Here is an 11,618-nt window from a genome sequence, read left to right as displayed (position 1 = left end):
GGACCTGCCTCCGGCCCCCCAACATTGCATCACTTCAAACAGACAATCCCGGTTTGCGAAGCAAGACCGGGATGACACGCGGGGGGCTCCCTCCTGCCAGGATATGGGTGAACTCATAAGATATTGAGTTAGTTAGAGAAAAACAGGCCGTTTTTACCTGTGCAGGAACTGTGCAGGAAAATCTGCCCAAACTGCTCTTTTTTCTGCATCTGATTGTCGCTGAAAAGCCGAGTCGCCGCAACCTCGTTGTGGCGACTCGCTTGGCTTGAAACATCGGGGCTGAAAGCCCCCTTCCGGCGCGGCCCTAAAGGCCGCGCCGTTCTGCTTTGGGGTGGGTCGGGCGGGATAAAAAATAGCCGCCGTCACCATGACGGCGGCTCCGCAAAGCGCCGGAGGGTTTCCCCTCCGGCTTTCCGCTTTCAGGCGGCTTCCTGTTGCTCCGTGACCTGCGGCTGCAAGCTGTGGAGATAGTCGGCGGCACGCTGCGCATGGGCGGCGGCGCTGAAGATGGCGCGTTTGTCCTCTTTCAGCGTTTTGAGCCAGTTGCCGATGTAGGCGGCGTGTTCCTCGCGGGGTTCGGGGCTAATCGCAAGATCGGCGCAAAGAAAGGCTGCGCCAAGCTCGGCTACAAGTTCTTCCATCGCATAGCCTTCATCACCCCACCGCTTGCGCCCGAAATCGCGCTCCAATCGGTCTTTGCCTTTCGTCCAATGGGTCATTTCATGGGCAAGGGTGGCATAATAGGCTTCTGCCTCGCGGAAAGCTTCAAAAGGCGGCATCTGCACCTTGTCTTCGGCGGGGCTGTAAAAAGCGCGGTTCCCGCCGTGGCGAATATCCGCGCCAGTCGCGGCAAAGAATGTTTCGGCATGCGCAATGCGCTGCACGGTATCGGTGGGACGCTCCGCCAGCGCATAAAAATGCGCGGGCAATCCGTCCACCTGCTCCACGTTAAAGACGGTGTAGCCTTTCATGAACGGAATATCCCGTTCGGATTCCTGTCCGTTCTCGTCCGTTTCGGTCTTGGTGATCGTGTTGGCGTAAACGACAAGATTGCCCTTCTCGCCTTTGCGGACATTGCCGCCCAGTTCCTGCGCCTGTTTGTAGGTCATCCAGATCGGCGCGTTATAGCCGCGCTCACAGGCTGCGCCCCAAAGCATCAGCACATTGATTCCACGGTAAGCCTGACCGTTTGACCGCAAGGGGCGGGTAATGCGGCCTGCGGCATGTTCGGCGTTCCACGGCTGGAACCACGGGCGGACGCCCTGTTCCAAAGCGGTTACGATTTGGGCGGTTACTCTCTCATAAACATCTTGCTTCATTGCCTTTTTCCTTGGGCTTGGGTTGCGCATGCAACCGACTAGCCACGCGGCAATGAGCGGGGATTCCGCTGTCAGGACCGGAAAACGGGGGGTGGTGCGGGCCGGAGCGTAGCGACTACACGGCCCCCGTTTTCCGCCCCTTGGGGCTTGGTCTTGACAGCGAAGGGGCCGCAGGCCCTCCCGAAAGGCGGCGGTGCCGCCGACAAACAACGGGCGGCGAAGGCCGCACATTCTCTGCGTTCGTGATCGTCACCGGATGGCGGAAACACGCCCGACAGAATTTGCGCGGAAACCGCGTCAGAGGGTTTGCGCGGGCACCGCGCCGTGGTTCCGGGCGCATCAGCGCCTAGAGCACAGGCCGGAAGGCAACGCCCCTTGATACTTGCAAGAGGCACCGAAATCAGCCGTAATTCGGATGCCGTTCTTTGGTAATTATTTCACTCCGCTTTCATTGGCATGAAACAATACCGAACATGCCCGCACCGCTTCCCTAACAGGGCATGAACAACTGTTAAGCTTGGCGTTCATTTGCGAGTCATGCGGGTCGTGTTAGCTGCGTAACAATTCCTGATTGGGCGGGAATTTCACGCAAAGGGGGGCTTCATGACCAAAACCAAACCGTTTCTTGTGCCTGTTATCCTGATAGCTGGCTTGGTATCTGCCTGCGGACAAGGCACGGCAAATGCCGAGAATGAAACGGCGCAAGCGCCTGAAACCCAAACCCTGCCTGAAAATGCTGTGGCACCGGACGCCAGCGCGAATGCGGCGGAAGCGGCAAATCCCCCTCCGGCTGAAACCCCCGCGACTCCCGCACCGGAAGCTGCGGCTTCCACGGTTTCCGCGCTTCCTCTGAAACGCGGCTACTATGTCAGGGCCGAGACGCCCTGCAATCGGGCCTCAAGGGCGGATGTGTTTTCGCTGCTGACGCGCACGGGCACGAACCTGAACTGCACGTTCAAGAAGATCGAACGGACAGGAGCGACAACCTACCGGGTAACGGAAGAATGCTCGCATGGGGGTGCCGCATGGGGTCGGCCCGATGAAACCGAAACCTCCATATCCACATACGAGATTCCGAACGAAACCAGCTACAGGGTGACATACGAAGGCGGCTCCGAAGCGAGCGCCCGCTACTGTGCCCAATCCAGCATGGGGCCGGAATACCGCGATAACGACATCAGCGATGTGACGGGATAATTCCCGTCACATTCTTCGCGCCCTCCATCCGGCGCTTGTTTTTCCAATCCATCATAGGGAGATGCCCGTGAATAGAGGGTTCGTATGGCGCTGTTCTGTTTCCATTGGCGCGGCGCTGGCCTGCCTGACGCCCGTGCTGGCGCAGGCGCAAACGCCAGCACAAACGGCCTCCGCATCGTCCCCTGAAATGGCGGGCATCCGCCTCGGTATGACCGAGGCCGAAGCCCGCGCCGCTATCCGCGCCTTTGACCCCGCGCTGAGGATTACCGCCGTCATGGGGGTATTCGACTATAGCGATGGCGTGAACCACACCCTCAAAACACCGGAATTTCTGGACAGGCTTGAGGCGGTGAAGGGCAACCAGTTGCCAACCCTCAAGGTCTATTTCTCCGGCCCGGTCGGTGATGTGCGGGTGATTGGCGTCCACCGCACGGAAATTCTGGCTTCCAATCCGCCCACGGCGGCACAGTTCGCGCAAAGCCTGATAAACCAGTATGGACGGCCTGCCGGAGTCAACGGGTCGAACAACGCGCATATCGTCTGGGAAAGCGCCGGAAGGCCGTCTTGCATCAGAGCCAGAAACCACGCCAATCAAGTTGCGATCAGCGTGTCATCCGGCACCAGCCTCATGGAAAGCTCTGCGGTCGAACAGTTCTATACCAAGCGCGGTTCTGAAATCACGGCGCGGGGTTTGCTGCCTGCCGATCTGGCGCAATGCGGTGCCTATGTGGACTATAACCTTATCGGTGATCCTGTCCGCCAGTTCGTTGCGGAACTGAATGACCTTGGCGCGATGGTTGCCGCCGAACGCAGCAGAACGGCATGGGTGCGGCAATTACAGGAAGCCGCGACACGGGCGCGTCAAGGGCGCGGGCAAGTCCCCAGACTCTGAATCCTGCATCATCGGGTGGGAGCATGGCCTTCCGCCGGATAACCCGGTTCGGGAAGCGTCTTGTGCGGCAAGGGGCGGGGCTGTCTCCTTATGGCTGCGCCCATAGCGTCCTTTTCATCCTGCACCCTCGCATCGGTTTTCCCTGTGGGGCGCAAGCCTTGGCAGGCTCTTTCTCTCCGTTTCAGTCCTTCGGATGCGCTCCGGTTAAACCGCTGCCGTCATCGGGGCATGAAAGGCCGTGATGGTTGCGGCCTCAAGCAACAGGAGACAATCCCATGCGCCTCATCACCGCCGCCGAACTCGATCACCTGCCGGAAACCGTCCTGCACTCCAAATTCTACCGTGTGAATCAGGAACTGGCTGGCACCAAGCCCGCCACCCAAGGCCGCGCCAATGCGCTGGCCTCGCTGGAAAACATCAACCGCGCAATCATCACGCGCCGCATCAAGGGGCCGGGGTTTTAAGCCCGCAAGCAAAAGCCGCCAGTAGGGGATACTGGCGGCTTTTCACCTGCGAAGGGCATGCTGGCCTATGCAGCCAGCAAATACCCGTTCGCTACCAATGTATCCACATCGGGCAGCGTGTTGATGCCGGAGAGGTTCGCAATCGCTGTCCATCCGTGTTCCGTGCCCGTGCCGTCCAGATCAACGCTCATGCGCATCCCCGCGAAAGGTGTTGCTTGGAACTTGACGAAATCCGCCAGATTGTCAGTCAGAGGATTATACGCACCGTCCAGCAGGTCGCGTATGTCGATCACATCGCCCTGTGCCATAGAGAAATCGGCAATGGTGTCGATCAGTCCGGATGCACCATCAAGTGCCGTTGCATCGAAATGGAAGGTATCGGCACCCAAGCCGCCATTGAGATAATTGCTGCCAAAGCCGCCGCTTAGGAAATCATCTCCGGCACCGCCCATGAGGTTATCACTACCTGCGCCGCCGATCAGCGTGTCATTGCCCGCGCCGCCGTCAATGTGGTCGCTTCCGTTGCCGCCGATGATAGTGTCATCATAAGCCGTGCCGAAGGCGGTGGTGCTGCCATTGGGCAGGCGCATCACTAAACCGCCTGTCAAATCCCACACCGTATCATCATCGAACACAATGCGTTCGACAGGCCCCACGGTTGCACCCGCGCTGGCGTTGTAGGTGCCGTTGTTGACGGTGATTTTGTCGGTCGCGCCATATTGGATATAAAGATGGGAAATGACGCCGCCCGTCAGCACCGTGTTCCACATATACACATCGTCCGGTGAAATGCCTTCAAGGCGAATGGTATCCATGCCCTCGCCAGCGTATTCATAGATCGTATCGAAGCCGTCTCCGGCCCTGAACACGTAGGTATCATCACCTGTGCCGCCATGAAGCTGATCGCTGCCAGCGCCGCCAATCAAGGTGTCGTTGCCAGCGCCGCCTATGATATGGTTGGTCCCCGAACCGCCAATGATTGTATCATCGTGGGCAGTTCCATATGCCGTCACAGAGCCAGTGCCCGGCAGGCGCAGCAACAATCCGCCCGTCAAGTCCCAAACGGTTTCATCATCAAACACAATCCGCTCGATATGCCCCACAGTTGCGCCCGTGCTGGCGTTGTAGGTGCCGTTGTTGACGGTGATTTTGTCGGTTGCACCGTACTGGATGATAAGCTGACTTTGCGTGCCGCTGACCAATACGTGGTTCCAGATGTAAACATCTTCGGGCAGGATGCCCTCAAGGCGGATCGTGTCGATACCTTCGCCAGCATATTCATAGATGGAATCCAGACCGTCCCCGGCTTTGAACACATAGGTATCGTCACCTGTGCCGCCATGAAGATTGTCGGCACCGCCGTTACCGATCAGCGTGTCATTTCCGGCGTAGCCATACAGTTGTTCGCCGCCGCTGCCGCCCTTGATAAGATCGCCATAGGCGCTGCCAAAAAGCCCTGCGTTGCGGTTGTCAGTATTCCAGAGGTAAAGGCCCTCGCGCAAATCCCATGTCGTGCCGTCATCGAACATGATGAACTCGACATATTCACTGACACGCGAAGCGCCGGAACTGTCCTTTGATGCGCTGATCGTAAAGGAGTCATCATCGGTGTAACGCACAACCAAGCCACCGTTGTTGTTCGTCCAAAGGCGAACATTTTCCGGGTCAATACCACCAAGGAAAACGGCGTCTGTGGTCGTGTTTATTGTCTCATAAATGTTGATAGACTTATTATGCGGCGCGTCGCCCGCACGGAACACATAAACATCGTTGAAGCCGGAATCGTTGAGCGCCCAATATCCGGATGCAAACGGAGACGTGAAACGCAGCGACAAATCTTCTCCGAAATGTCCGCCAGAGAGCGTGTCCGTCCGCAGGTCGTAATAGGGGTTCCCCAAAAGGTCGTTCATACCGGACTGGGCCAGAAAATGCGTGGCAACCATATCGAAGGCCGCATTCCATGCCTCCCGTGCAGGAGTGGCAGCAATTCCTGCAACAGGCGTGGTTGGATCGTTGCCGAAGAGAAGCCCCGTCAGTTTTTCAAGGAATGTCACCATCCGGGCATCCATCGCCGTGCCACGGCTGGTCGGGTCCATATCTGTGATACCCGCCCATTCATACATGATGTTAGTCAGCGCAGCCCTAAGATCAAAGTTGGGCGCAAAGAGATCGGAGGCCGATTTTGTGGCAAGCGCCGCCACCATGTCGAGCAGGTCTTCGTTCTGGCTCATGGCGATGTGCAAGCTTGCAACAGTGCCGTATCCTCGTTGCATCGGTAAATACGCAACATCGAGGCTTATCTCATAGTCCTGATCGTAAATCGTATTCCATGTGTTGTATGAGAACCAGACGTCCGCAATCATCCGGCTTTGTCCATCCATGACAAAGCTGCTTTCCTGCTTAACGGTGTTGCCGTTTATGACGTAATTTACGTTGGCGTAATTCAGATTTATGCTTGTAATGTTCAAGCTCGCCAGACTGTGCAGTTCGCCTTCCTGACTTATACCGTCCCCATTAGCATCCACCCAAACCAGCAGATCGCCAAACTGGCTATCATTGCTGTCGATTACACCATCATTGTTGCTGTCGTAGGTGGCGAGTGTCTGGAAACCATTCGCAAGCCCATTTTGTGGCTGGTTGCCGAAAAGCTCGGCATTGTTGTCAATTACCCCGTTCTGGTCGAGGTCAATCGCCAGCAGGCCCATGCCCGCGCCAATCCAGCCGGACGCTTCCCGAAAACCATTGGAATCAATGTCCCAATACACTGCATCGGGACCGTCCTGCGAAACAAGGTTCAGTCCGTTCCCTTCAAGGTCGAGCACAAGCGGCGAACCTGTCGTAACCGCAATACCAAACAAATCTGCCACGTTCAGCATCAAATGACCGGCATTGATAACCTCTTGCTGCCAAATTTCCCCGACTGCATCTTGTATGTCGCTCATAATCTCCTGCGCTCCATCAAGTATATCCAGCGCCAATTGTCCGGTAGCCTCAAGAACGTTGTTTACCGTCTCTGATATATAGTTTCCTAGAGCATCAAGAAATTCATCAAGAGCTTGCCCCAAAATCTTCCCTTGTTGAATGAGTTGTGGAAGCTTCTCCCATGTGTCAGCAACGGCATAAGCAACAAATCCGCCCATAATGATACCCGCCGCTACGGGTATAGCTCCCGGCAGCATCGCGGCGTAAATCGCCGCGGCTACTAAAGATGAAGAAGCAATCGTATAGTTCTTGAATGGTAGAAGGCTATCTGCTTCAGTACCCCAGGAAACTCCCCACGCGGCGGTAATAGCATCCTTATAAGAGACAAGGACGGAAGCCCATGCAACGGCAGGAACCAGAGATGACAGAACTTTTCCATAGGGAATATGAGTTGCAGTGGACATCTGAGTCGTGCTTAGAAGGTACTGACCTGTTGCCTTATCTACGTAAGCTATCGCTCTTTGTCCGTGGATAAATTCGGAAATGCTTTCTGAAATGGTCAATCCATTCTGAACCCAGACGCGGGTTGTTGTGAAATGCACTGCGCTATAATCTTTTGCTGCAAGAAATCCCCTTGTAGACCAATCAAACAATAGACTTCCTATAGTGCTTTCAACGTGCTTGTCAGGGGCCGACAGCATCTGTTCCTTTTTTTTCTCCATATTCGATGCTTGAGATTGAAAGTATTTTATAACACCCTCTTCGACATTAGCCTGAGACAGCTTAGTGTTTATGAACACACTAAGATCGCCTTGATTTGGGTATATGTTTAATAAATTTACGGATGCGGAATCTACGCCTTGATAAATGTCGTCGTATGTAATTGTCATTGTGTTCTAACTTTCAAATTCTGTTTTTTTCTTGATGCTCGTGGATGATCTATGATCTTTCGATAGTTCAAAAAGTTGACGGCTGAGGTCCGGGTAATGAGAATACGCTTTTTCGAGCATTAGCAGTTTCATGACCGTTAGAAGAGATGCGCCAGCCAAGCCCATTGCTAAAAATAGTATCAAAATAACTATTATGAGAATATTCTGTTCTACAGAAAAATACTTGAGAACTCCAAATACAAAAGCGTAGGAATAAAGAAGAAGAACAAAAAATGGAGCAATGATAATAATCGGTCTTATGACCCAATTTCCTTTGGAGTCATCGCCAAGAAGTTTCGAATTGATATTTATTGGTATATTGTCCGTTGACATATTGAGAGATAAGCGTATGCGAATATAAAATATCGTGGTAATTACCAGCCATGGGATAATGCTCATATCACGGAAGTACACAGCCAGAATCTTAGGTTCGCTCTGATAGCTCACCTGATCGACCAAAAATCCAAGGGAAAAAATAGCATCTGCCGTAATCGCAATAACAATAGAAGTCATGACTGAAAATATTGCGATGCTCTGTTTGTAAATTAGATAATCTGCATCGTTTGATAAATTGAGCCCAGGTACACCTTTTCGTATCAGAAAATTGAAAACTCCCTTTTCTCTTTTCTCTACTGACGTAACCGTAATCAATTTTTCGAGAATCGGATATATTGCCTTCGCAAACAGAATTAACATTTTTGCTATTATTTTCATTTTTACTTTCGATTCTATTTTAAGTTGAAATAATTTCATCGAAACTACTTAAATTCAATAGATATTATGTTTCTATAATACCTTGGGGTTCGCGATAGCCGATACTTGAGCGATCAAGGCCCCTTCGGTTTGTTGAATGTGCCGCGCAACGGCTTTGGTGATGGTGGCGGTGATACAGGTGCGGCTTTCGGCTGCGGTGATGGCTTCGGCGCAGTTGGTGTCGTCATAAATTTTGAGCGGTGGGCGAACCGCGCCAATAGCGCCCGCCAGCCGCGCTTGCGGCGGTTCTTGGCACTCTGTCTTTTCCTCGGATTCAGGAAACGCGAGAGTACGCGGCGCACGGTCGGCATGAAGCCCGGCACCAGTTCGGGCGGCGTTTCAAACTCGCCGCCGTCTTTTTCCGTTTCATCGTCCCGCGCTGTGAAGGCCCGCGCAAACTGCGAGAAGATACCGGACAGGGGCAGGAAGCGTGAATCCCCCGCTGCCAATATGTCGGCGCTGCCTTCGCCTGCTGTTCCCTTGGCAACCTTTCTCTTTTTGGTGCGGCCCGGTTCCGGTTGCAGGAAACGCGAGCCGCTTACTTTGTCCTACCGGGCGGGCCGTCCGGCCCGCGCCCCTGCTGCCGCGCCTGTTCGGCTGCGCGGCGGTCTTCCTCGATCTGTTCCAGCAAACGCGCGGCGCGGGCGGCGTCCGCCGCGTAACGCTGGCGCTCGCGCTCGAATCCTGCCTGCTGGTCGCGGCGCTGCTGCGCGTGGCGTTCTTGCAGGGCGTCCAGTTCCTCGGCGCGGTTCTGCGCGAGCAGCATTTCCATGTCGGCTTTCTCATGCGCCTGCCGGAAATACATCTGCCGCCATTCCTTTTTCCGCGCCGCAAGCTTCTCTGCGCCACGGCCCGGATTGAGGCGGTTTTGCAGGGCTTCGATATAGCCCTCCATGCCGCTGGCGGCGGCGCGTTGTTCCCGTTTCAGGCGGTCGCGCTCGGCCTTATGCTGACGCGCAAGGCCCTCCATTTTGGGTTCGTCATCCAGTTTGAGGACATATGCGAGCTGGCGCAGTTCGGCGGCATGCCATGCGGCAAGTTTCGCGGCATCGGCCTTTTCGCGCTCGGCAAGCGCCTGCGCCACGGCGGGGGAAAGGATGGCTGCTGCGGGAGTCTCTTCTTCCGGCGGCGGGATCTCGCTGCGCGTGTCCGGCGCGGGCGCAAGATCTTCCACGGGCGGGCGCTGCATCTCGAAGGGTGGCGGCGGCTGCGCTGCTTCCCGTCTTGCGCCCTGCTGCGCTTTGGCCTCGGCGGCGGTGGGCAGCGTGTCGCGGTCCACGTCCGCCATGAAGCTGCGCGTGTCCGCAGCCTTCATTTTCAGTTCGCGGGCGAGACTGAGCACGGAACCTTCAGCCGTCACCAGCACAAAATCCCGCCTGTCGCTCTGCGCCACGATATAGCCCGCGTCTTCCACGGCGGCTTTGAATGCCGCGCCGCTATCGCAGGACTCTCTTATGGCGGCGATCTGCGCCCGGCGCTCCGGCACGGAAAGGCCGCTGCGCTCGGCCTGCTGGTGTTCAGCATGGCTGACGCCTGCGCGGGGAAACTCCGGCTGCTTCGTGCGGTCACGTTTGGCATGCTTACCCGGCACATGCTCATGCCCGAACTCGCGTTCCAGTTTCAGGCTGGCGCGTTCATGGGCCAGATAATTGTTGCTGTCGCTGCGCATGGTCATGGTTTCAAGGTCGGTGCGTGCCCAGACCACATGAATGTGCTGGCGGCCTTTCTTCTCGTGCAGCACCACGGCGCGGGGCTGGCCTTCCAGCCCCAGTTCCTGTTCCAGCACCTCCACGGCCCGCGCCCATTGCGCGGGCGTCATGTCATAGCGGGAGTCCGGGTCGATATTGACGTGATAGAGGCCCTTCTTGCCCCGTGTGCCTTCGGAGATCGTCTGCCAGTCGCGGAAGGTGGCGGCGAGGTCATCAAGGCCGGAATCCAGTGCCAGTATTTCCATCCGCTCATTGGTATCTGTCCGCAGAAGATGGGCGGCAAGTTGGCGTGGTCCGGCGCGTGATCCCCCTTTGATAATCATGCCGCCGCCTATGTTCCGGGTGGCGGTATAATCTTGGATACCGCAGGCGGCTCTGGCGGGGACGATGGGGACACGGATGATGCGCCGTCTGGTTCCTTGCCGAGCGTGTCATAGATCAGGCCGCGTATGCGGGCGAGGTCGGCAAGGGCCTCCCGAATGTCCGGCAGGACGGTTTCAGGGATGCCGCCCGTATGCAGGTAGCGGGCAATCTGATTGAGGTTGCTGCCCGTTTTGCCAAGCTGTCCGAGCACCTGACGCAGCGCGGCGGCGTCAGCGGGCATGCGCCGCTGGGCGCGGGGTCCGGCTTCCCCGATCAGCGCGGCACGGGCGAAAGCCGCCGTTGCCATGCCCGCCCTGTCGGCGCGGGCAAGGAAAGCCGCTTTTTCGGCGGGGGTAAGGCGGGCATAGACGGATTCAGTGCGTTGCCGCTTCTCGGACTTGCGCCGCCCGGATGTGCCCTTTTCGGGCGGGGGCCGGTGGGGCGCATCGTCCGTCATGTGGTCCCCTCCCGCCAATGACGGCCCTGCCGGGCAAGGGTGAGGATGAACAGGGCGACATTATCGCCGTATCCGGCGGCATGCGCCATGAGGCGGGCCGGAGCCAGCGGGTCATCCGTGGCGATGTTGCCCGTTTCGGACGGCAGAGGGGTATCGGTCAAGCGCACCTCCTTTCAGCCGGACCTTGCTCCGGCAAGCGGGTCGAGGGGCGCAGCCCCCTCGTCAGGGTGCAGGGGCATGAAAGCCGCCTGCGCGTTGTCCAGAGCACGCAAGCTCTGGTCGTGGGTGCCGGGACGCGATAGTCTCCGGCGAGTGGTCGAGGGGTGCGATAACCCCCCGTCTGGTTCCAAGGGCGATTCGCCTTGGTGGGGTCCGGGTGCAAAGCCCCGGTCGATGGGTCGCAGGGAGCGCGAAGGCTCCCCGCACGGGTGCATGGGGTGTGAAACCCCTGCTCTGGAGGGATGCAACGGGAGGGCGAAGCGCCACCCTTGCCAAGCCCGCACCCTTGGGTGCGGGGACGGACGGTCAGTCCGTCCATGGCTTGCACAGTCTCCTAAACCACAATTTAGGATAGCACGGAACGTGCGCGGGTGTGGGGTAGCATCGCATGCAG

10 protein-coding genes are annotated in these 11,618 nt (G+C 56.9%); 3 read left to right on the top strand and 7 right to left on the bottom strand.

Annotation, left to right across the window (positions count from 1 at the left end; translation table 11 throughout):
• Nucleotides 1-419 precede the first annotated feature (419 nt).
• Nucleotides 420-1,319 (bottom strand): zincin-like metallopeptidase domain-containing protein, encoded by a 900-nt coding sequence (locus tag RTL41_RS18690; protein ID WP_312166649.1) that lies wholly within the window; start codon nucleotides 1,317-1,319, stop codon nucleotides 420-422.
• Between the two features lie 603 nt (nucleotides 1,320-1,922).
• Between RTL41_RS18690 and RTL41_RS18685 the strand changes: the two genes are divergently transcribed.
• The 3 genes from RTL41_RS18685 to RTL41_RS18675 all read left to right on the top strand — a co-directional run bounded on the left by RTL41_RS18685 (nucleotide 1,923) and on the right by RTL41_RS18675 (nucleotide 3,872).
• Nucleotides 1,923-2,516, top strand: coding sequence for a hypothetical protein (locus RTL41_RS18685; RefSeq protein ID WP_312166648.1), 594 nt, complete (start codon nucleotides 1,923-1,925; stop codon nucleotides 2,514-2,516).
• A gap of 67 nt (nucleotides 2,517-2,583) precedes the next feature.
• Nucleotides 2,584-3,408, top strand: coding sequence for a hypothetical protein (locus tag RTL41_RS18680; RefSeq protein ID WP_312166647.1), 825 nt, complete (start codon nucleotides 2,584-2,586; stop codon nucleotides 3,406-3,408).
• Nucleotides 3,409-3,683: 275 nt separating this feature from the next.
• Complete coding sequence (locus RTL41_RS18675; protein ID WP_312166645.1) at nucleotides 3,684-3,872, top strand: hypothetical protein; 189 nt, start codon at nucleotides 3,684-3,686, stop codon at nucleotides 3,870-3,872.
• Between the two features lie 65 nt (nucleotides 3,873-3,937).
• On the opposite strand, the gene RTL41_RS18670 is transcribed toward RTL41_RS18675, so the two are convergent.
• The 6 genes from RTL41_RS18670 to RTL41_RS18645 all read right to left on the bottom strand — a co-directional run bounded on the left by RTL41_RS18670 (nucleotide 3,938) and on the right by RTL41_RS18645 (nucleotide 11,166).
• Nucleotides 3,938-7,594: a calcium-binding protein gene (locus RTL41_RS18670; protein WP_312166644.1), complete on the bottom strand. Its 3,657-nt coding sequence runs from the start codon at nucleotides 7,592-7,594 to the stop codon at nucleotides 3,938-3,940.
• Between the two features lie 96 nt (nucleotides 7,595-7,690).
• Nucleotides 7,691-8,476, bottom strand: coding sequence for a hypothetical protein (locus RTL41_RS18665; protein WP_312166642.1), 786 nt, complete (start codon nucleotides 8,474-8,476; stop codon nucleotides 7,691-7,693).
• A gap of 74 nt (nucleotides 8,477-8,550) precedes the next feature.
• The gene (locus RTL41_RS18660) at nucleotides 8,551-8,925 is read right to left on the bottom strand and encodes a hypothetical protein (protein ID WP_312166640.1); all 375 of its coding nucleotides are present in this window, start codon (nucleotides 8,923-8,925) and stop codon (nucleotides 8,551-8,553) included.
• An 89-nt stretch (nucleotides 8,926-9,014) separates the two neighbouring features.
• Nucleotides 9,015-10,508, bottom strand: a complete 1,494-nt coding sequence (locus RTL41_RS18655; RefSeq protein ID WP_312166639.1) for a relaxase/mobilization nuclease domain-containing protein — start codon at nucleotides 10,506-10,508, stop codon at nucleotides 9,015-9,017.
• An 8-nt stretch (nucleotides 10,509-10,516) separates the two neighbouring features.
• Nucleotides 10,517-11,005, bottom strand: a complete 489-nt coding sequence (locus RTL41_RS18650; protein ID WP_312166637.1) for a MobC family plasmid mobilization relaxosome protein — start codon at nucleotides 11,003-11,005, stop codon at nucleotides 10,517-10,519.
• A complete protein-coding gene (locus tag RTL41_RS18645; protein WP_312166635.1) occupies nucleotides 11,002-11,166 on the bottom strand; it encodes a hypothetical protein in 165 nt (54 codons plus the stop codon). Before RTL41_RS18645 ends, RTL41_RS18650 begins: the two co-directional genes overlap by 4 nt.
• Between the last annotated feature and the right edge of the window lie 452 nt (nucleotides 11,167-11,618).

Origin of the sequence: Phenylobacterium sp. (assembly GCF_031984885.1) — a bacterium.
GTDB lineage: Bacteria > Pseudomonadota > Alphaproteobacteria > Caulobacterales > Caulobacteraceae > Phenylobacterium.
This window is presented reverse-complemented; position numbering and strand designations above follow the sequence as displayed.